General features: G+C 45.2%; 21 protein-coding genes, 1 pseudogene and 2 other annotated features. Of the genes and pseudogenes, 15 read left to right on the top strand and 7 right to left on the bottom strand.

Going from position 1 to position 21,031, the window contains the following annotated elements; genetic code table 11:
* Window positions 1-20 precede the first annotated feature (20 nt).
* Window positions 21-797 carry a cell division protein ZapB gene (gene zapB / locus NSU16_RS18770; protein WP_339191711.1) on the bottom strand — a complete coding sequence of 259 codons (777 nt, stop codon included), beginning with the start codon at window positions 795-797 and terminating at the stop codon, window positions 21-23.
* 214 nt (window positions 798-1,011) lie between these two features.
* Between zapB and NSU16_RS18765 the strand changes: the two genes are divergently transcribed.
* From NSU16_RS18765 to NSU16_RS18730, 8 genes and pseudogenes are all read left to right on the top strand, one after another.
* Window positions 1,012-1,236, top strand: a complete 225-nt coding sequence (locus NSU16_RS18765; RefSeq protein WP_010332302.1) for a DUF1450 domain-containing protein — start codon at window positions 1,012-1,014, stop codon at window positions 1,234-1,236.
* 160 nt (window positions 1,237-1,396) lie between these two features.
* Window positions 1,397-2,698: an HD domain-containing protein gene (locus NSU16_RS18760; protein WP_168749015.1), complete on the top strand. Its 1,302-nt coding sequence runs from the start codon at window positions 1,397-1,399 to the stop codon at window positions 2,696-2,698.
* A gap of 36 nt (window positions 2,699-2,734) precedes the next feature.
* The gene (locus NSU16_RS18755; protein ID WP_010332300.1) at window positions 2,735-3,235 is read left to right on the top strand and encodes a YwgA family protein; all 501 of its coding nucleotides are present in this window, start codon (window positions 2,735-2,737) and stop codon (window positions 3,233-3,235) included.
* Window positions 3,236-3,346: 111 nt separating this feature from the next.
* Complete coding sequence (locus NSU16_RS18750) at window positions 3,347-3,820, top strand: Rrf2 family transcriptional regulator (RefSeq protein ID WP_168749013.1); 474 nt, start codon at window positions 3,347-3,349, stop codon at window positions 3,818-3,820.
* Window positions 3,817-5,214 (top strand): MFS transporter, encoded by a 1,398-nt coding sequence (locus NSU16_RS18745; RefSeq protein WP_339192725.1) that lies wholly within the window; start codon window positions 3,817-3,819, stop codon window positions 5,212-5,214. Before NSU16_RS18750 ends, NSU16_RS18745 begins: the two co-directional genes overlap by 4 nt.
* A gap of 77 nt (window positions 5,215-5,291) precedes the next feature.
* A pseudogene (locus tag NSU16_RS18740) lies at window positions 5,292-5,475 on the top strand (hypothetical protein).
* A 47-nt stretch (window positions 5,476-5,522) separates the two neighbouring features.
* Window positions 5,523-5,748 (top strand) — a binding site (T-box leader).
* A 32-nt stretch (window positions 5,749-5,780) separates the two neighbouring features.
* Window positions 5,781-6,005, top strand: a binding site (T-box leader).
* Window positions 6,006-6,057: 52 nt separating this feature from the next.
* Window positions 6,058-7,974, top strand: a complete 1,917-nt coding sequence (gene thrS / locus NSU16_RS18735; protein ID WP_339191710.1) for a threonine--tRNA ligase — start codon at window positions 6,058-6,060, stop codon at window positions 7,972-7,974.
* Between the two features lie 119 nt (window positions 7,975-8,093).
* Entirely contained in the window at window positions 8,094-8,513 is a 420-nt protein-coding gene (locus tag NSU16_RS18730) for a MarR family transcriptional regulator (protein ID WP_010332297.1), read from the top strand.
* 42 nt (window positions 8,514-8,555) lie between these two features.
* Here the strand turns inward: NSU16_RS18730 and NSU16_RS18725 are convergent, their stop codons facing one another.
* Window positions 8,556-8,744, bottom strand: coding sequence for a 2-hydroxymuconate tautomerase (locus tag NSU16_RS18725; RefSeq protein ID WP_003222038.1), 189 nt, complete (start codon window positions 8,742-8,744; stop codon window positions 8,556-8,558).
* A 108-nt stretch (window positions 8,745-8,852) separates the two neighbouring features.
* On the opposite strand from NSU16_RS18725, the gene NSU16_RS18720 reads away from it, so the two are divergent.
* From NSU16_RS18720 to NSU16_RS18710, 3 genes are all read left to right on the top strand, one after another.
* A complete protein-coding gene (locus NSU16_RS18720; protein WP_010332296.1) occupies window positions 8,853-9,512 on the top strand; it encodes a site-2 protease family protein in 660 nt (219 codons plus the stop codon).
* Window positions 9,513-9,524: 12 nt separating this feature from the next.
* Complete coding sequence (locus tag NSU16_RS18715) at window positions 9,525-10,043, top strand: YwhD family protein (RefSeq protein ID WP_286059343.1); 519 nt, start codon at window positions 9,525-9,527, stop codon at window positions 10,041-10,043.
* 152 nt (window positions 10,044-10,195) lie between these two features.
* Complete coding sequence (locus NSU16_RS18710; protein ID WP_326203975.1) at window positions 10,196-10,618, top strand: hypothetical protein; 423 nt, start codon at window positions 10,196-10,198, stop codon at window positions 10,616-10,618.
* A 32-nt stretch (window positions 10,619-10,650) separates the two neighbouring features.
* Here NSU16_RS18710 and NSU16_RS18705 read toward each other — a convergent pair whose 3' ends face one another.
* Window positions 10,651-12,726: a transglycosylase domain-containing protein gene (locus NSU16_RS18705; RefSeq protein ID WP_339191709.1), complete on the bottom strand. Its 2,076-nt coding sequence runs from the start codon at window positions 12,724-12,726 to the stop codon at window positions 10,651-10,653.
* A 200-nt stretch (window positions 12,727-12,926) separates the two neighbouring features.
* Between NSU16_RS18705 and speE the strand changes: the two genes are divergently transcribed.
* Together speE and speB are read left to right on the top strand one after the other, a co-directional pair.
* Window positions 12,927-13,757 carry a spermidine synthase gene (gene speE / locus NSU16_RS18700; protein ID WP_168749008.1) on the top strand — a complete coding sequence of 277 codons (831 nt, stop codon included), beginning with the start codon at window positions 12,927-12,929 and terminating at the stop codon, window positions 13,755-13,757.
* 60 nt (window positions 13,758-13,817) lie between these two features.
* Window positions 13,818-14,690 (top strand): agmatinase, encoded by an 873-nt coding sequence (gene speB, locus NSU16_RS18695; protein WP_339191708.1) that lies wholly within the window; start codon window positions 13,818-13,820, stop codon window positions 14,688-14,690.
* A 134-nt stretch (window positions 14,691-14,824) separates the two neighbouring features.
* Here speB and NSU16_RS18690 read toward each other — a convergent pair whose 3' ends face one another.
* Window positions 14,825-14,944: a PhrC/PhrF family phosphatase-inhibitory pheromone gene (locus NSU16_RS18690; RefSeq protein WP_010332289.1), complete on the bottom strand. Its 120-nt coding sequence runs from the start codon at window positions 14,942-14,944 to the stop codon at window positions 14,825-14,827.
* Window positions 14,928-16,073 carry a tetratricopeptide repeat protein gene (locus tag NSU16_RS18685; protein WP_010332288.1) on the bottom strand — a complete coding sequence of 382 codons (1,146 nt, stop codon included), beginning with the start codon at window positions 16,071-16,073 and terminating at the stop codon, window positions 14,928-14,930. Before NSU16_RS18685 ends, NSU16_RS18690 begins: the two co-directional genes overlap by 17 nt.
* 226 nt (window positions 16,074-16,299) lie before the next feature.
* Here NSU16_RS18685 and NSU16_RS18680 point away from each other — a divergent pair, with 226 nt between their 5' ends.
* Together NSU16_RS18680 and NSU16_RS18675 are read left to right on the top strand one after the other, a co-directional pair.
* Window positions 16,300-17,652, top strand: a complete 1,353-nt coding sequence (locus NSU16_RS18680) for a YncE family protein (protein WP_339191707.1) — start codon at window positions 16,300-16,302, stop codon at window positions 17,650-17,652.
* Between the two features lie 40 nt (window positions 17,653-17,692).
* Window positions 17,693-19,048 (top strand): YncE family protein, encoded by a 1,356-nt coding sequence (locus NSU16_RS18675; RefSeq protein WP_339178732.1) that lies wholly within the window; start codon window positions 17,693-17,695, stop codon window positions 19,046-19,048.
* A 6-nt stretch (window positions 19,049-19,054) separates the two neighbouring features.
* Here the strand turns inward: NSU16_RS18675 and NSU16_RS18670 are convergent, their stop codons facing one another.
* Window positions 19,055-19,756: a bacteriocin biosynthesis protein AlbG gene (locus NSU16_RS18670; protein ID WP_339191706.1), complete on the bottom strand. Its 702-nt coding sequence runs from the start codon at window positions 19,754-19,756 to the stop codon at window positions 19,055-19,057.
* Complete coding sequence (locus tag NSU16_RS18665) at window positions 19,753-21,030, bottom strand: pitrilysin family protein (protein ID WP_339191705.1); 1,278 nt, start codon at window positions 21,028-21,030, stop codon at window positions 19,753-19,755. Before NSU16_RS18665 ends, NSU16_RS18670 begins: the two co-directional genes overlap by 4 nt.
* Between the last annotated feature and the right edge of the window lies 1 nt (window position 21,031).

Genomic DNA, 21,031 nt, shown 5'->3' with positions numbered 1-21,031 from the left:
GAAAAGGGGATTTTTTTAAGCTATTCCGCCATTTTTTCTAAATTTCCGTTCCGGTCCATTTTGAAGGACGGAGAGGCATGTTCGTCTTCTTCAAATAAAACTAGTTTTCTTGCTCTATTCATGATTTTTACCAAGGTTTCATAATCTTCCTGGATCGTTTTTTGATCTTTTTCAAGTTTTTGAACGTCTGCTTCCAGCTGTTCTATTTTGCTTTGTAATTCTTGATTTTCTTTCTTTAAACGCTCATTTTCCATTTTTAAAGCTGAGGATTGCTCATGATTGCCTTCGTAATTCTGCAGGAAGCTGATGACATCACCCATCGTCATATCAGGCGCAGACGTTTGAGGAGACAATAAGTGTGATAGACTAGCTAACTCTTCCTTAAAGCTTTCATCCACAAAAGGCATGTGCTCGCCTGACATCAAAACCTGCTTCTCATTTTCGGCAGTCGGGGTTTCAGGCTTTACCTGCTCCTCCTGCACTGCAGTTTCTTGAATTGTTTCAGGATCAACAGCAGGAGGCTGATATAACAGTCTTTTCTTCGCAGGCTGCCCGTTTCCGAGAGCTCTCATGCGCTGTTTTCGCTGCTTTTTTGCAAGCTGAAGCGCTTTTTCATATTGATGGCGCACTACCGCGTTCCATCTGAATCCGCAGGCTGCGGATGTCCGATTTAATTTATCGCCGACCTCTTCAAAGGCATTCAGCTGAGTGCTGCCTTCTCTTACATGCCGAAGCACAGTTTCGGCTAAAAGCAAATCATTTTCTTCTGACCAAGCGTCCTGTCGCTGTTTTGTCATTTATCTCAACTCCCATTTTTCTTTTCATGATATTAGAATGTCCAGAATGGAAAATATTTATACAAGTTGGCTGAAAGAATAGGAGATACGGAGGCTGGAGCGGCTTGCAGGAACAGTCGAATCCTTGTACAATGAAGAGCGATGTGATTTTTTTGATAAAGCGATTTTAGGTTTAAAACATAGATGAACATAGAAATGAAGGGAAGCGTACGTCATGGCTAATGAATTTCGAGTGTGTGATGATTGCCAAGCCACTAATATCAAAACATTGCTGCCGCGGTTAAAAGAAGTAGACCCGGATGCAAAGGTTGAGATAGGGTGTCAATCTTATTGCGGGCCCGGACGGAAAAAATCGTTTGCTTTTGTGAACAATCGCCCGCTGTCAGCTCCGACAGAGGATGAGCTGATTGACAAAGTAAAAAAGAAATTAAAAAAGTAAAACATATTTTTTCATAGCCTCGGCCCTCTGGTCAGGCTTTTTTGCTTCACATGATGTGTTTTTCGGAAAGATGGAACAAATCGCCGGACAAATTCAATGATGTTTTCAAAGAATAGAGTCGATATAATAGAAACACGGCTAAAAAAAAGAGGGAATGACGATGGCGTATCCAAATGGAAAATTATCAGAAGAAAAAGTGTTTAAAGATCCGGTGCACCGCTATGTTCATGTACGGGACAAGCTGATATGGGATCTGATCGGAACCCGCGAATTTCAGCGTCTCCGCAGAATCAAGCAGCTCGGCACGACGTATTTGACGTTCCATGGCGCTGAGCACAGCCGGTTCAACCATTCTCTCGGTGTCTACGAAATTGTCAGGAGAATGGTTGATGATGTCTTTAAAGGCCGTCCTGAATGGGATGACAGTGAGCGCGAACTCTGTTTGTCCGCGGCGCTGCTTCATGATCTCGGGCACGGGCCGTTCTCGCATTCATTTGAGAAAGTCTTTCATCTTGACCACGAAGATTTTACAAGAGATATCATTTTGGGAGACACAGAGGTTAACCAGGTGCTCAGAAAGGTGAGCCCGCGTTTCCCGCAGGATGTTGCTGAAGTCATTGCCAAAACATATAAAAACAAACAAGTGGTCAGCCTGATCTCGAGTCAGATTGACGCGGACCGCATGGATTATCTGCAGCGCGACGCTTACTATACAGGGGTCAGCTACGGCCATTTTGACATGGAGCGGATTCTCCGGGTAATGCGCCCGCGTGAGGATCAGATTGTCATTAAACAAAGCGGAATGCACGCTGTAGAAGACTATATCATGAGCCGCTACCAAATGTACTGGCAGGTCTATTTCCACCCAGTGACGAGAAGCGCGGAGGTTATTTTAACGAAGATTCTCCACAGAGCGAAGCAGCTCCATGATGAAGGTTATGTGTTCACTCATGCTCCGGTTCATTTTTATTCTATTTTTGAAGGGAAACTGACGCTGGAGGATTATTTGAAGCTGGATGAATCTATTATTTTGTATTACTTCCAGGCCTGGGAGGATGAAGAAGACCCGATTTTATCCGATTTGTGCCGCAGATTCATTAACCGCCAGCTGTTCCAATACGTTGAATTTAATCCGAATGAAGAGATGTCGGCCTATTTTGAGCTGACCTCATTATTCAAAGAGGCTGGAATCGACCCGAGCTATTATTTGGTCGTGGATTCTTCTTCAGATCTGCCATACGACTTTTACCGTCCAGGAGAGGAAGAGGAGCGTTTGCCGATCCATCTCTTGACGCAAAACGGCCAAATTAAAGAGCTGTCCAGACAGTCGGCTATTGTGGAATCCATCTCCGGAAAGCGGAGGACGGACCACAAGCTGTACTATCCGAAGGACTTGATTTATGACGGCTCTGAACACCCGGAAGCGAAAATGAAAATCCGGCAGCTGCTGGGACTGACATAGAAATTGGTAAAGAAGGAAAAAGGAGATGTCGGGAATTTGTTGAAAGAACATGCAAAACTGATGAAGGTGTTCTCGGATTCTGGAGAAATCATCGGGCGAAAGAAGCTGCAAAAAATGATTTATATTGCGAAGAAAATGCAGTTTCCTTTCTATGAGAAATATGATTTTCATTTTTACGGGCCGTATTCGGAGGAACTGACGCTCCAAATTGAAGAGCTGTGCAACCTTGGATTCCTGCATGAGGTAAAGGAAAAAAAGGGCGGCTACTTTCAATACCGTTATTCGCTGACAGAGACGGGCTCCGCGTTTTTAGACCACGCCGATCTTGATATGCCTGATATCAAGCGCTATATTGACAGTGTAAACAGCCGTTCATCACGGTTTTTAGAGCTGGTCTCCACGATTCTATACTTTGACGGGCTTGAGGATGAGGAAAAGAAAGAAAAAGTATTTACAATCAAAAGCAAGCAAAAGTATACCAATGAAGAATATGACGAAGCGCTTCAATACATAGAAGAGCTGAAGCAGATGTGTTAACCATACCAAGCAAAAGAAACGAAACGTTTCTTTTGCTTTTTTTATTGACAAATCCTGCTAAGAGATCTATTGTGGATAATAGTTATCCATAATAAGGTGGGAGTGAGCATAATGAAAATGAAATCGGGAATGGAGCAGGGAGTTTCTGTACTGCTGTTACTGTCACGGCTGCCCGTGCAGGCCTCTTTAACATCAGAGGCGATCAGCCAGCGCTTGCACATGTCTCCGTCTTATCTGAAAAAGCTGATGAGAACTTTGGTGCAGGCTGGTTTGGCAGAATCTATACCAGGAACGAAGGGTGGCTTTACGATAACGAAGCCTTTGACGGAGATTACCCTCTATGATGTCTATCAAGCTGTTGAAGGAAGAGGTTCCATGTATCAAGGGAAAGGTCTTTTGCCATCTGTATTTGAGAGCGGAGATCCCTGTGTGCTGGAAACGGTAATGGGGGAGATTGAGCATAAATGGGCTTCGCTCATGAAGGAAGAAACCTTGCAGGGTGTCATGAACAGAATCGGGGAGCTTTATGACCTCAAAAAAATCGATGATTGGGTACATCATCAGCTGAAAGGGCAATGGCAATGAAAAACAGCGGGCTTTTACATCAATCAGGATCAACAGGCATCTCAGTGTTAATCGTGCTCGCTCTCGGTTTTCTCATGGCTACGCTTGATGTGACTGTGGTGAATGTTGCTATTGCTGATATGAAAAACGCTCTTTCCCTTTCACTTTCAGGTGTGACGTGGGTTGTAGACGGGTACATGCTTACATTTGCTTCGCTTCTGCTTGCCGGCGGCGCGCTGGCTGATCGTTACGGCTCAAAGACGATTTATATGCTGGGTTTGGCCGTTTTTGTTCTTGCCTCTTGTCTATGCGCTGTAGCAGCAAATGGCCAAATGCTGATCGCAGGCCGTCTATTGCAGGGACTTGGCGCGGCTTTGTTTATGCCGAGTTCACTCAGCCTTTTGGCTGCCTCTTACCCCGATGAACGGGTGCGGGCCAAAATGTTTGGCTTGTGGGCCGCTCTCGTCTCCGCCGCCTCCGGACTGGGGCCTTTTATCGGCGGTGTTCTGGTGAATGCGGCAGGCTGGCAAAGTATTTTTCTGATCAATGTGCCGTTAGGGGTTGCGGCGCTTATTTGTGCCTATCGAACGCTCAGCAGTTTCCCGGGAAAAGGCAGCCGGGTGAATATCACAGGGCATCTGCTTGGAATGGCGGCTCTCGGATTTCTTTCATTTGCGCTGATACAGGGCGCTTCAATAGGCTGGAGTTCGCCTTCCATTCTCGGTGCTTTCGCAGCGGCCGTTTTGGCGTTTGTGCTTTTTATTCTGAGAGAGATTTTTTCGGCAACATCTATTCTGCCTGCGTCATTATATAAAAACGGCCGATTCTCGGCAGCGCAGTTCGTTGGTTTTTTGCTGAATTTTGCTCTTTTCGGCGGCATGTTTATGCTCAGTCTATTTTTGCAGGAAGCGAGAGGCGCAAGTTCCTTTTTAGCGGGAGTCGAACTATTGCCGATGATGGCTGTCTTTGTGGTCGGAAATCTGCTGTTTGCCCGGCTGGCGAACCGTTTTGAAGCGGGGCTTCTTATGTTTATTTCAATGGCTGTCAGCTGCATCATGGCTTTGCTGTTATTTGTCATGGTTTCTCCGGATTTGCCTTACTGGCAGCTTGCGGTTCTGACATCTGCCATGAATCTTGGTGTTGGCATTACGGTTCCTGCCATGACGGCTGTGATTATGAAGACAGCGGGACAGGAGCATGCAAATATCGCAGGAGCAGCTTTAAATGCCAACCGGCAAATCGGGGCATTGGTTGGCGTAGCGGTTTCCGGAATGGTCATTCATCTGTCCGCCACTTGGTACGCCGGAGCTGGGTTTACGTTTTTGATGATGGGCGCGGCATACAGTCTTGCCGCATTCCTTGTGTGGCGGTTTCTGACTTTTCATAAAGAAACGTCCGCTTCTGCATCATCTTAAAATCATCCATTGTCTTTTCAAGGAATTTATAGTAAGATATATGAAATTATTGAAACAGGCACTGATAAGGACATGAGATGCTTTTTACGGTTTCCAGAGAGGGAAGGACCAGCTGAAATCTTCCTAACGCAGAGAAAGCAGCTTACCGCCTTTGAGCCGTATCGGGGAAATCAAGTATCTGATACCGTCATGCTGCGTTACAGCACCGAGCCGACGAACATGTATGTTTGTTGGGAATTTGGGTGGAACCACGAATATTAACACATTCGTCCCTTGCGAGGGATGGATGTGTTTTTTTATATGAGTCAACAAATGCGATGAAAAGGACATGAATGATATTTACGGTTTTCAGAGAGGGAAGAAAAGGTGCGAGCTTCCCAGCTTAGGAATATCATTTACCGCCTTGGAGCAGCGTTGGGGAACAGTCAGTATCCAATGCCGTTTATGCTGCGTTACAGCACCGAGCCGATGAACATGAACGTTCGTTGGGAACTTGGGTGGAACCACGGGTTTAATCACACACTCGTCCCTTACAGAGGGACGGGTGTGTTTTTTTATATAAATATAGAAATGCGATGAAAAGGACATGAATGATATTTACGGTTTTCAGAGAGGGAAGGAAAGGTGCGAGCTTCCCAGCTTAGGGATATCATTTACCGCCTTGGAGCAGCATTGGGGAACAATCAGTATCCAATGCCGTTTATGCTGCGTTATAGCACCGAGCCGATGAACATGAATGTTCGTTGGGAACTTGGGTGGAACCACGGGTTAATCACACACTCGTCCCTTACAGAGGGACGGGTGTGTTTTTTTATATACAATGATTAATAAGGAGTGTTTGAAATGAGTAAACATGTAAGTATTCAGCTTCCGGACGGACAGGTAAAGGAATATCCGAAAGGCACTACAGTCAAAGAGGCGGCTGCGTCCATCAGCTCCAGTCTGGAAAAGAAAGCAGCAGCGGGACAGGTTAATGGCCGGCTCGTTGATGTCAGCTTTAAGCTGGAGGAAGATGCTGAGCTTTCAATTATCACACTGGATTCTCCAGAAGGCTTACAGGTGCTTCGCCATACATCAGCGCATGTGCTGGCTCAGGCAGTGAAACGGCTGTACGGCGAAGTGTCCTTGGGAATAGGGCCTGTCATTGAAGACGGATTTTATTATGATATGAAGCTTGATCGGAGTCTGACTTCCGGAGATGTAGAGGCCATCGAAAAAGAGATGAAGCATATTATAAACGAAAATATGGATATCAAGCGAATAGAGGTTTCTTACGAGGAGGCTGAAGCGCTTTTTGCAGGAAAAGGCGAGCCGTTTAAGCTGGAAATTTTGAAAGACATTCCGCGCGGGGAGAACATTACGCTGTATCAGCAGGGAGAATTTGTTGACCTGTGCCGCGGGCCGCATCTTCCTTCAACAGGAATGATCAAGGCGTTCAAATTAACACGGGTGTCAGGTGCTTATTGGCGAGGAGACAGCCAAAATGAAGTCCTTCAGCGGGTGTACGGTGTTGCGTTTCAAAAGAAAAAAGATCTTGAGGCGCATCTGCATATGCTGGAAGAAGCAGCGAAACGGGATCACCGCAAGCTGGGAAAACAATTAGAGCTGTTTATGTTCTCGGAAGAAGCCCCGGGAATGCCGTTTTATTTGCCAAAAGGGCAGATTGTCCGCAATGAGCTGGAACGCTTTTCGCGTGAGCTGCAAACAAATGCCGGCTACGCCGAGGTGCGTACGCCGTTTATGATGAATCAGCGGTTATGGGAGCAGTCGGGGCACTGGGACCACTATCGCGACAATATGTATTTTTCAGAAGTAGATGATACTGCATTTGCAATGAAGCCGATGAATTGCCCTGGCCATATGCTCATCTTTAAAAACAGCCTGTACTCTTATCGGGATCTGCCGATTCGTATGGCGGAGTTCGGCCAGGTGCACCGCCATGAATACAGCGGTGCTCTAAACGGAATGCTCCGCGTCCGGACGTTCTGCCAGGATGACGCACATATCTTTGTTCGGGAAGATCAAATCGAGAGTGAAATCAAAGAAGCCATTCGGCTGATTGACGAGGTATACCGCACATTCGGTTTCGAGTATACGGTTGAACTTTCCACTCGCCCTGAGGATTCATCAGGTGAAGACAGCGTGTGGGAAATGTCTGAAAACGCCTTGAAACACGTCCTGGAGGACCAGGGTCTTCCTTATGAAGGAAACGCAGGGGATGGAGCGTTTTACGGAGCGAAAATCGATTTTCATATTAAAGACGCTCTGAAACGGAGCCACCAATGCGCCACAATCCAGCTTGATTTTCAAATGCCGGAAAAATTCGATTTAACATATATAAATGAGCACAATGAAAAGGTTCGTCCCGTCGTCATTCACAGGGCGGTATTCGGCTCAATTGACCGTTTCTTCGGCATTTTGATCGAGCATTTTGGCGGAGCTTTCCCAGTCTGGCTTGCGCCGACGCAGGTCCACATTATACCGGTTTCTCACGTTCATATGGACTACTGCGAAAAGGTGCAGAGTGAGCTAAAGCGGCTCGGGATAAGGGCCAATATTGATGAACGCAATGAAAAGCTTGGCTACAAAATCAGAGAATCACAGATGCAGAAAATCCCGTACATGCTGGTGCTTGGGGATCAGGAAGTGAATGAAAAGGCGGTAAACGTCCGTCAGTTCGGACATCAGAAGAGTGAACAAGTTCCTTTTCAGGTATTTAAAGAGAATATTGTCAAACAGGTGAAAAATCGAAGCATGTAGGAGAAAAGTTGCGAATTCGCTGTTTGCTTTTTTGACTTTCCCTGTCTGGTATCAGTAAAATAATAAGTAAATCATATCGTTCGTATGTTATGAATGCATCTCGAAATGGGGAAATCTACATGGACCATGACAAACTGGAAGCAAATTTGCTGGATCACGCACTTACAAAATATTTGAAAAGCACGAAGCAATTAGATGAAGCCACCGTTCCAAAACACGTGAATAATGTAAGAGGATTTATTCTGCGGATCATATACAGACATGGGAGCTGCACCATAAAGGATATTCTGAAGGAGGTCACACTGTCTCCCTCTGCCACCACAACCGCTCTGAATCACTTAGAGCAGGAAGGGTTTATTGAGAGATCCAGAAATAACAATGACCGCCGCACCGTATGGATTACGCTTTCTGAATCGGGGCAGGCAGCGGCTCTTCAAATGATCCAAAACCGCCAGCAGCTGATTGACGGCATGTTTGAACGTTTAACTGCCGAAGAGAAAGCATCGTTTTTAGCCATTATTGAAAAAATGACGAAATAGAGATGAAAAAGCCGGCTTGCGAAGCGCCGGCTTTATAAAAGATTATTCCATATCGCTGAGGCGTTTGCCTGCGACCGCGTAATGGTCTTTTCTCATTTCTTCTATAAAGACAACAATTTTTTCTTCAGAGGCACCGGTCGTTTCTTTCACGGCTTCTGTTACTTTCTCAACTAGATTGCGTTTCTGTTCGTCTGTACGGCCTTCAAGCATTTTGACGGTTACGTATGGCATAGGTGTGAATCCTCCTTATATCGTTTTCCTCTCTTTAGGAAAAGAGGCTTCTTATAGTATACTGAATAAAGTAAATTCTTGCATTTTTAGAAAGAGGGATCATTTCACTTGGACCGTTTTTTATATTATCCGTTGTCTCTAATGCCATATCTGGTCATTACTTTAATTGTTTCGTTTACAATGCATGAGCTCGCTCACGCCTATGTCGCATATAAATTTGGTGACAATACGGCGAAAAGAGAAGGAAGACTGACGCTGAATCCTATCAAACACCTTGATCCGTTCGGAACCATTTTGATCCTGGTGGCCGGCTTTGGATGGGCTCGCCCTGTTCCCGTCAATCGCCGTTTCTTTAAGAAACCTCGTTTGGCCGGCGTACTCGTATCCATTGCCGGGCCGATCAGTAACCTGATTCTTGCGTTTATCGGTTTCTCTTTGTTAGTGTTGATGCATGCTTACGGAATGGAACTGCTTGCGGCATTCAGTACAGGACTGGATCAGTTCTTTTCAATCTGGATACAGCTGAACCTCGTTCTGTTTTTATTTAATCTGCTGCCGCTGCCGCCGCTCGATGGCTATCGTATTATTGAAGATCTCGTCCCGCCGGGGGCGCGTGCCAAGATGACGCAAGCGGAAAGCTACGGCTTTATCGTCTTTTTGGTACTGTTTGTGACACCGCTCGGATCCTACGTGCTTTGGCCACTGCTAAATGCCGGAAGAGATCGGATTTTACAGCTGTTTTCAGCGATATTTCAACCGCTTTTGTAGGAGGTAGAACTCATGGAAGAAAAAAAGAAAAAATCAATCGGGTTTAATATTATCAAAAGTGATCCGACAGACGGACACGGCGGATTCGGCGTAGGGGCACTCAGCCTTGATAACATTTCCCCTGTATTCGTCGATGTAGAGGAAAAAGAAGCGTTCGTTGACATCGGCGCGATGCACGCCCGCAGCGTCGTTGAAAAAGGAATTAAATTTCTGCCTAATAAAGAAGAAGTTCCAAACGGCAAACCATACTGGCTTGTATGGGTGACGATTGACAGAAGAGAAGAGGGCCCTTATTACGCAGGGGTAACAGCCTGTGAAATGACGGTCGACAGAAGCATCAGAAGAGGCTACAAATCGCTGCCGGAGCATGTGAATCTGATGGATAAATCGATGAAACGGAACATTATCATTGATCAAATGGATGACAGCTCGAAGCGAGTGCTTGGCGAATTTCTGAAAAACCATGACCTAGGCCTGTGGGAACGCTCTTCTGATGAATTGAAAAAAGGACTGCTTCCAGAAGAAAATTAATTTGTGAACTTTCTGTGAACTTTTAGAAAATTTGAATTATTTTCTGTGAACATTGAGTAAACTGGTGATACAGAAATAGGACATGGAAAATCCCGAGCCGAACCAAGACTCGGGGTTTTTCATTTTTTTTTGGCAGATAGGAGAGAGATATCATGTTTCAAACCATGAGGATTGGTGATTGGGTCATTGAAGCGGACGTGGAGGAAACGAGAAGGCAGTATGCAAAAGATATTGAGGATATGTGCGAATGTCTTCTTTGTGAAAATGACCGGGAAGTAATGAAAACACTGCCGCGTGAGAAGGCGCAAATGTTTGAGGATTTTGGTCTTCAGCCGTCTGTTTGTACCGATATTAATGAATTTGGACAGGAGGGTGACCGTCATCTTTATGTGGCCAGCTATTTTATTGTCGGACGTATTATAGAAGGGAAAAAAGAATGGGATCCGGACCGTAACTGGTATATATCATTTGAATTGCCGAGAGATGACCACTTTATCCCCGAAGGATTCCCGAAACCGGTTCTCCAGCTTGACTGCGTGACGCTGCTCCCATGGATAATCGAAGAACCATATTAAATAACCCGGCATTTAAGCAGCCGGGTTATTTTTTATTGATTCCGTCCCAGCCATTTGTCCCACCACTTTTTCGGGGAGGCGGGCTTTTCCTTGACTGGATGCTGGTCTTTTGTTTGTTTGACAGGCTCTGAACCGTAGCACACATTCGCTGGCTCTGTGCCTTTCACAAAATACGTGTAATGCTTGGCTGCGCAGCCGGGGCCGGAGGAGTAGCCTGTTGCCGGATCGATGTAGACGCCGGTCACGCCTTTTGGCGGTTTAAAGGCTGTTTCGGGTTCTCCTTTGAGCGCATCCTCCATAAACTCCGCCCAAATGGTTTTGGCATAGTTTTTTTCTTCGACTGAGTCGATGGTGCTGTTTTTGTCATAGCCCGTCCACACTCCCGCAGCCAGCTTCGGATTGAAGCCGATCATCCAGCTGTCCGCGCTTGTTGTGCCTGATTTTCCCGCATAGGTTCTAGTCAGGTGGTCCGTGATTGTCCGTCCTGTCACGGATGTATAGCCGTTTAAATCGGTATCAAACATGCCTGTCATCATGTTAGCGGTCACAAAGGCAGCTTTTTCATCCAGCACTTGTTTATGCTGATTCGGGCTTTCGTACAGTACATGGCCGGCCGCATCGGTTACCCTCGTGATAAAGGTTGGTTCAATTTGCTTCCCGCCATTTGCAAGCATAGCGTAAGCATTGACCATCTCAATCGGGCGCACCGGTTCCGTGCCGAGGGCCAAAGATGGCAGCGCTTGGAGCTGCGCGGTGATGCCAAATTCCTTTGCCGCCTGAACGAGCTTGTTCATCCCGAGAAAGAGATGGGTCTTCACAGCGTAAATGTTGTCAGACAGCGCCAGCGCCTGAAGAAGCGTAATCGGTTTGTTTGCGTAATAACCGTTATAGTTGCTTGGAGAATAGGTTTCTCCCTTTGCGTCTATTTGAAACTCGGTTTCTTCGCTTTTCATCAGTGTCACTGGCGTAAACCCGCTCTGGATCGCTTTATAATACAGTAACGGTTTGATTGTCGAAGCGGGCTGGCGTTTCGCCTGTGTCGTCCGGTCAAATGGGCTTTTTTGATAATCTCTGCCACCGACTTGAGCGAGAACATATCCTGTGCGTGGATCAATGGCTGAAAATCCGACTTGAATGTCAGAACCGGCGTTAACTGTTTCGGTAATGGTTTCCTCGGCAATGCGCTGAAGCCGTTTATTTACGGTTGTATACACATTTAACCCGCTCGTTTCAATTTGCTCCCGCGTCATGCCGAGTTTTTTTTCCAAATCTCTCATCGCATTATCATAGAAATAAGGCGCTTTTCTGCTGATGGCGTGTTTATTCAACGGCTGATAGGAAAGAGGCTCTTTGATCAGCTCGTCCGCTTTTTTGCGGCTGATCATCCGCTGCTTTTCCATCATCCGCACAATTGTTTTTTGGCGATCCTTAGCCTTTGTTTCATTGACATAAGGCGAATAGCCGGAAGGTCCTTTCGGAATACCGGCCAAAAGCGCCGCCTCCGCATCTGTCAGGTTTTTGGCATGCTTGCCGAAATAGAGGCGGGATGCGGCTTCAATGCCATAGGCGCCGTGTCCGTAGTAAATCGTATTTAAATAGCCTTCTAATATTTCGTCCTTAGAATAGTTTTGTTCCAGGCGGATTGTATAGAACGCTTCATTCCATTTACGTTTCCACGTTTTGTCGTGTTCAAGATACAGGTTTCTCGCGTATTGCTGAGTGATGGTGCTGGCGCCCTGAACCTTGGCCAGCGCTTTTAAGTCGGCCAGCGCCGCACCGGCCATGCGTTTATAATCAAAGCCATGGTGATCATAGAAGTTCTGGTCTTCAATTGCCACCGTCGCTTTTACAATCGTCGGATTCATGTCCTTTAAGGGGACCCAATAGCGTTTTTCGCCATAGTTCGTCTCCCCGAGTTTAGAGCCGTCACTTGCAAATAAAATCGTGGATTGCGGCACTTGAACTGAGGGAGCGCCCTGGTATTTAGCTATCAAAATGACAGTCATAAACACAGCAGCTGCCGCTAAGCACGCGAAAGCCCCAAGAAAGATAAAGGCGCGAACGGTTTTGAGCGTCAGTCTCAGCCGTTTATTTGTCATTGCATCCACAATGGTTCCCCCTTTTTTTATGTTTCTACTATTATGAGAAAAAAAGATTGTTTTTAAACATCGCATACAGGACGCATCTTTACTTTTTCCCCGCCATCCTCTATACTTTTTCCTTAGGTGAAAATGCGATTTCAACCGGGAATAAAAGCTGAAAAGACGCTTACAATAAATGAAATACAGCCTTGAAAGGGAGATGACAATTGAGCGAACTTTGGTACACAGAGAAGCAGACGAAAAACTTTGGCATTACATTGAAGGTTAATCAAACATTACATACAGAACAAACTGAGTTTCAGCATTTAGAAATGGTGGAAACAGAAGAGTTCGGCAACATGCTGTTTTTGGACGGTATGGTCATGACGTCAGAAAAAGACGAATTCGTTTATCACGAAATGGTGGCGCATGTGCCATTGTTTACGCACCCGAATCCTGAGCATGTGCTGGTTGTCGGCGGCGGTGACGGCGGCGTCATCAGAGAGATTCTGAAGCATCCGAGCGTGAAAAAAGCGACACTTGTTGATATTGACGGCAAGGTCATCGAATACTCTAAAAAGTTTCTTCCTTCTATTGCAGGAAAACTTGACGATCCGCGTGTTGACGTGCAAGTGGATGACGGATTTATGCACATTGCGAAATCTGAAAATCAATATGACGTCATTATGGTAGATTCAACTGAACCAGTCGGACCTGCTGTTAACCTGTTTACAAAAGGGTTCTATGCCGGAATCGCGAAGGCGCTGAAAGAAGACGGCATTTTCGTCGCTCAGACGGACAACCCATGGTTCACACCGGAATTAATCACAAATGTACAGCGTGACGTGAAGGAAATCTTCCCGATTACGAAGCTGTATACGGCGAACATTCCGACATACCCAAGCGGTTTGTGGACATTTACAATCGGTTCGAAAAAATATGATCCGCTTGCAGTGGAAGACAGCCGTTTCTTTGACATTGACACGAAATATTACACAAAAGATCTTCATAAAGCGGCGTTTGTTCTGCCGAAATTTGTGAGTGACCTGATTAAATAATGAATGTATGGCGCAGGAGCGAATCTTGCGCTTTTTTACAGGAAAGCGAGGGTTTTATAGATGAGATTTGATGAAGCTTATTCAGGAAAAGTATTTATCGCGAGCCGTCCAGAGTGGGAAGAGGCGGACGCCATCCTTTATGGCATGCCGATGGATTGGACAGTGAGCTATCGTCCGGGATCACGCTTCGGCCCGGGAAGAATCCGCGAAGTGTCAATCGGCCTTGAAGAATACAGCCCGTATCTGGACCGTGATCTGGCGGACCTGAACTTCTTTGACGCCGGCGACATTCCGCTGCCATTCGGCAACCCGCAAAAAAGTCTTGATATGATTGAAGAATATGTGGACAGCATTTTAGAAAAAGGGAAATTCCCAATGGGCATGGGCGGGGAGCACCTCGTGTCATGGCCTGTCATTAAAGCGATGTACAAGAAATACCCAGACCTGGCGATTATCCATTTTGACGCACATACAGATCTTCGCGTTGATTATGAGGGAGAACCGCTTTCTCACTCCACGCCGATCCGCAAAGCGGCAGAATTGATCGGACCGCAAAATGTGTATTCATTCGGAATTCGTTCCGGCATGAAAGAAGAGTTCGAATGGGCAAAGGAAAACGGCATGCACATCTCTAAGTTTGAAGTGCTTGAACCGCTGAAAGAGGTACTTCCGAAGCTGGCAGGCCGTCCGGTATATGTCACAATCGACATTGATGTATTAGACCCTGCACACGCACCGGGAACAGGAACTGTTGACGCCGGCGGCATCACGTCTAAAGAACTGCTTGCATCGGTCCATGAAATCGCGCGCTCAGAAGTAAATGTGAAGGGCGCTGACTTAGTGGAAGTCGCACCAGTGTACGACCACTCAGAACAAACGTCAAACACAGCCAGCAAAATCATCCGTGAAATGCTGCTTGGGTTTGTGAAATAAGAGAAACATCCAGACTCTTGTCTGGATGTTTTTTGTTCCCGTGCTTTGCAAACATCTTCTTCAAGGGTCAAGACAGCATGGATGGGGAAACTGGAAAGAGGGGACAAAAAAACCGCCGATGAAGGCGGTTTATCTTAAATCATTCCTCGCTGAGCAACTTCCATTTGATGTGCAGGTGCAGTTGCAATACTTGTTGCGACAAACACTGTGCTTAGGGCCAGACAAGAGAGTAATATTTTAGACTTCAATTTCATACAATTTCACTCCTCCTTGAATAAGCTGTCTTACTTGTTCCACCTTCAGAAAATACGCGGAAGCTTTTTGGAAATTTTCACGTCCATGATAATATTTTGCCACATCAAGCGCAAAATCTTCAAGATCAGCATACATCATTTTACTTTCGAGAAAATCGAAGAATGTTTGAATTGCCTCTTCATCCGGGCCAGATAAGTATAAAGATTTCAAAAATTCAAACTCTGATAAGTAAATGATATCTCCGGCCTCTTTAGAATAAGCAATTCCTTTACTATGATATTCATGAGCTTTATCCATTTTTCCTAATTTATAATGAATTTGTGTAATCAAAAAATAAGCTTGGGGCAGAGAAGGAAGTATGTTAGCTTCTTCAAAAACGGATATGGCTCTTTTGAAATATGTGATTGCTGACTCATACTGTTCTTGGCTGTTTTTGCAAAGCCCAATGTTGTACAGCGTTCTTCCCATTAATTGGGGCTGTTTTTCGGATTCAGCCATTGTATAAGCTTTTTTGAAATGTGATATGGCGTCCTCATATTGCTTGAGATCTAAGAAGTTGGTAGCAAACAAAGAATGGCATTGAAGCAATCTAATATTATATGCCGTGTGCTCTTTGTATATTTCATATGCCTGCCGTGCATAGTCCATGGAAAAATACGTTTGTTTCATATAGTAGTAAGATTCAGACATTTTAAAGAAAAACTCAGCTTTTTCTATTCGATCCTTTACAAAAATCAGCTTGCTTTCGGCTTTTTTGAAAAATTTAATAGCAGACAAGTACTCCCGCTGGTCCAGTTCGTACATGCCCCTGAAAAAATTAAAGTAATAATCAAGGACTCCGGTTAAACGAGCCTGTTTTTTATCAATTTCAAGCAGCAAATCGGACAGTCGCGGCTGTTCCTCTATCCGCATTTTTTCTAACGGTTCAAGATACTCAAGCATCAGATTGTGCCGGAATTCCATCAGTGAATAATACAAATGAAGATCCTGGTCTTCTTCTATTTGGGCCAGCTCTTGTTTGATTTCTCTTCGTAAGTATTCCGCATCCGGTATGCTGAATCGGCGTATGTACATGTACCATTCATTAATCTTTTCTCCCACGGAAGAAGAAGATATGACACTTGTCACCTTTGAAAATTCCTCCCTTCACCATTCTATATATGTCATATTTTATCATTTTCATTCAGATCAAAAGCGCAAAAAAACCGCAATTTTTTTTTCGTTACACCGCATGGTAGCCGGAATTTCTTCAAAAACAGCTTTTACCCTCGGCTGTTTGTACAAGCAAACACATTCACCTTCCATATTCTGTTGTATCTGCGTGAGCAGTGTATGTTGAAAAGGAAGTGATGAAATGAGGAAAAACCAGCTTTCCTTTAAAGAAAAAGCAGAAGCTACACAAGATTGTTTGTGTTTTTGTGAGGAAGAAGTCAGCCGTGAAGCCATGTTTCAAGCGCCGATAGAAGTGCCCGAGGGGTTTGTTGTTGATCCGGCTGAAGCGGTAGCGAATGTCACGTGGAATGCAGACAGCCTTTCTTGTGTCAGTGAACGCTGTTTAATTCAAACGGGGCCTGAGCCTGATGAGGTCGGTGTTCAATTTGCAGTCCGCCTGCAGGGAACCGTCACGCTTCTTGTCAGTGTCTCACCTGTGCGAAATCAATATGGACAAGGGGAGGGGGCTATTTCTGTCATTCACAATGTAGAGATCGATCAAGTTGTCTATTATTCTGATGAACCGGATGATTGTCCGGATGTCAGTGACATTACGATCGAGAACCTTGTTGTCGTCCCGCCATTTTACGGCAGTCCTTTATCGGTGACGGGAACGATTGTGCTTGTACCGGGACCGGAGCCTGTTTATGCGTTTACAGCGAATCCAGATGATCAGTCGGTTTCTGTGATTGATACCAATACTCATACCGTGGTGACAACGATTGCTCTTCCGTACGAGCCGACAGGTATTGAGATGACCCCGGATAAAAGCTCTGTGTTTGTCTTGCATTTTAACAATAATATGATTTCTGTCATCGATTATGACACATTGACTGTTACTGCATCCATACTGCTAGATCAGCCGCCTGAAACAATTAAATTTGGGCCTGAGCACGATTTCGCTTATGTTCTCGCCGGTAATGCCATTTATGTGATCAGAATAGAAACTTCAACTGTAGAAAGGTCTATTCCTGTTGAAGGGTATGATATTGCAATTGATCCTAATGGTTTGTTCGCCTATGTTCTTGATTTTGGTTTAGTGCAAAAAGTGGATTTATCTACCGGTGACGTTACAGGAACGATTGAACGAGAGCTTATTGTCAATTCTATAGAAACAAAGCCGCCGGAGCGGTATGCCTATGTATTAGAACAAGATCACTTCTTAAATTATTTGACGATTATTGATTTAGATACGTTTACGATCAGTAGCACCCAAGAGCTGGAGTATGAGGGTGAGTATCAAATGTTTAAGAGCGGTTCAGGATTGTATTTGTTTGATGGTTTCACTCACAATCTATATTCCGTCAGTCCAAGTGGTGCAGGCGTAATAGGAAATCTTCCGCAATCGGCAAGAGATTTTGCGTTTACCCCGAATGGCGAATTTCTGTATGCAACTCGTTTTATAGAGCAAAGCATCATTGTTTACAACACGGATGACTATTCTGTGGAAACTGTCATATCGCTTGGCGTTTCACCGAGTGACATTGCGATTTAACCAATTGTATATTGTGCCTTTCTAAAAGGGATGTGAAATCATGAAAAAGAATGACCTTTCTGCTTTACAGGAAAATTGTTTCTGTTTTTGTGATGAAGAAGATAGCCGTGAAGCACCATTTCAAGTTCCTATTGAAGTGCCGCTAGGTTTTACTGTTGATCCGGCTGAGGCAGTTGGGAATGTGACGTGGAATACTGATAATCTTGCATGTATCAGTGAACCTTGTATAACCGAGGCAGGGGTTGTTTATGGCATTCGCCTTCAAGGTACGATTGAATTATTGGTTAGTGTTGAACCCGTACGAAATGAATATGGACAGGGAGAGGCAGCAATCTCAGAGGTTCATACAGCGGAACTTGATCAAATTGTTTATTATTCCGGACAGGCAGAGGACTGTCCGGATCTGAGCCAAGTCACAGTAGAAAATATAGTGATTGTTCCACCTTTTTACGGAAATCCACTGACCGTAACGGGAACAATCATTCTAGTGCCGGAGCAGGAGAAACGTTCTTACGTGTTTACTGCCAATACTGGAGACAGCACGGTTTCAGTTATTGATGCAGAATTAAACACTGTTGTAAAAACGATTCCATTTTCTGCTGTCCCGACTAATTTAGGCGTTACTTTTGATAAAGCATACACGTACGTCCTTCATGGGAATACAAACCTTGTCTCAGTAATTGATAACAACACACTAACGATTATAAATACCATTACTGTTGGAGGAGGGCCTAGAAAGATTGAATTTGATGCAACAGACGAGTTCGCGTATGTGATGGCCGCTGGCTCTATTTATATAATTAACATGGCTTTCCAAACGGTGATTAATGTCTTCCCAGTACCTGGTGCCTCAGATTTTGCCCTAGATCCAAATGGACAGTTTGTCTATATCGCCAATACGAGTGGATGGTCGGTTGATCAATATGATGTGAATACAGGCCAGTTGGTAGCAAGTATTATTAATACATTTGAATATCCAAGCTTAATTCAAACCCCTTACGCTGGTAATTTTGCTTACGTGATGAATAATGAACTGTGGCCGAAAAATGTAACAGAAATCAGTTTGTCACCATTAAGCAGGGGAGGCGACTTTGACCGCCTATTTGACACCCTGAGGACGATTGTATTTTCTGCGGATAGCACTAGAGCTTACTTTTTAGAGACTTATAGTGAACCGTTTCTCATTGACAATTTACATGTCGTTGATACCGCTACACAAAGTATCATTGCAAACGTATCATTTCCTAATGCCTTTGATTTAACAGTCACACCCGACAATCAATACATTTACGCGGCACAGCCCGGCGACAATGCAGTGACCGTGTACCGCACGAGTGATTATACAGCCGTGACGGTCATTCCGGTTGGCGCGGGTCCGTCTGCGATTGCGATGTAGCTTACTTCACAGGTCGAGAGAAGCGGATCTGCGATAAGAGAATTGTTTATAAATAAAAGATCCGATCTGCTGGATGGCAGCTAAGATGATCAGAAACAGCAGTTCACTTATAGTAAAACTGAACATCCACCATATCCCGGCTCCTGTCAGCACACCCACAAGCACTTTTCTGAACAGGCTGCCATGCTGGAATAGCTGCAGCAAGTACGTTCTCATATAAAACAATAAGTACAAAATTAGTAACACTGCTAGCCCCATTGTAACGGCAGGGGGCGTGTGAAAGCTGAAGGGAACGGCTTTAACGATTTCGAACATGCAGCCGAAAACGATGACCTGATATAATACAGCAGCCATCACATATGATTGTCGGATGCCCCTATAGCTGTCGCGCAGCAATTTTACATCGCCGGCATAACGGCTGCACAGCTTGCGATGCTGAAAGTCACAGCAGCTTTGATGAGACTGTGTGAGTTTCTGAAAAGCTGCTGTCATGTTTTTGACAGATTGCGTGACGTAGTGAAGATACAGATAGGCGGGCAGCATCAGTACTGAAGCGGCACAAGCCAACAGCCCAAGGCGGGCGGCATCATTTTTGACCAGCTGTACATATCGGCCCGCAGCTTCGGCGCCTGAGTGAAACCAGCCGAAGGAATAAGCCGCCATAGCCGCAAACAGCAATAACACAGTAAAGACAGTGCTTTTTTTCATTGTGTCATCACTTCTTTCTGAGGCACATGAATGACTGCTTTGTTAGAAGAAACCATTGCTTCAATGAGAGCCAAAAAATCATGAGAATTCATCTGCTGAATGGTGCGGTAAAGGCCGAGAAACGAGCAATCATACTGTTCACACTCTGCCGCCCATTCAAAGCATTTACGGACGTAATCACTGTCATAGATGATCGCGTTGACGAAAGAATCCTTGCCGTATTCAAGCCAGGCTTCGGTACGGTTTTTCTGCTGCGTGATATAGTAAGATGCTACATCAATGTATGCAGAAGAATGTGCCCCTTTACTGTGAAGGATCAAAAAGCCGCCATCCTCTGATAAGTGAACATCCGCTGATAGGCTTTGGATATTCAAGCGGTACGTTTGCCGGATCTCTTGAAAAAACGGCGATTCCATGTGAAACAGGATGCGAGAGGCAATGTCCCAGTACAGCTTCAATGTCAAAAGTCCGTTTTCTCCTGGGAGCGCCCCGATTTGTATTCCGGTCCAAGTGTCTTCCGGCTGCTCCTCATCACCCTTTACGACTTTTTGTGAGAGGGGAGGGCATGCAGGAATGATTTTTCTGTCAGAGCGGCTGCCAGAGCGATTTTCCAGCCTGAGCTGAGAAGGCAAAAGAGTTTCCGCATCTTCTGTGCCGCCGATCAGAAATAGCGTCATCTGATGGGGCTGGTAGGCGGCCGCATAGGCTTCCTGCAGATCACAGACCGTTAGAGCCTCAATGTCTTTTTTTCTGCCCGCGGGGAAGACTGCGGCTGGTGAGGCAGGAGACAGCATCTGGATTAGCTGATAATGGTAATGAAGCTGGTGGTTAAGAAGCGCCGTTTCTATTTCACTTGTAATCACGGCTTTTTCCTGAGCAATGATCTGCTCATCAAACGAGTGGTTCCATAAAGCGTCAAGCAGGATTGGAATGGTTTGTCTAAGCCGATCCGGCAATGAGGTAAACATGAAATTTGTATCAGTGTAAGTAGTGAATGCATTCAACAGCGCTCCGTGTTCAAAAAAATCACTATACAGATTGCGGCCGTTATGCCAAAAGAGGAGGTGTTCTAAAAAGTGCGCTGTGCCATATGGCAGCAGCCTGCCGCCGGTTTCTGACTGTAAGCGGACATCCCGGCTTCCAAAGCCGGTTTTGACATTGCACAGTCTTAAATGGGCGCGGGGGAATTGTAACCTAAATATTTTCATTCCGTTGTCTGCGTATCTGATATCGGTTCGTTCATCCAGCTGTTGAAAAAAGGCTTCCTTTTCCATA

This window comes from Bacillus sp. FSL K6-1003 (assembly GCF_037964945.1).
Lineage (GTDB): Bacteria > Bacillota > Bacilli > Bacillales > Bacillaceae > Bacillus > Bacillus mojavensis.
Note: the sequence above shows the minus strand (reverse complement) of the source record. Positions and strands in the feature narration are given on the sequence as shown.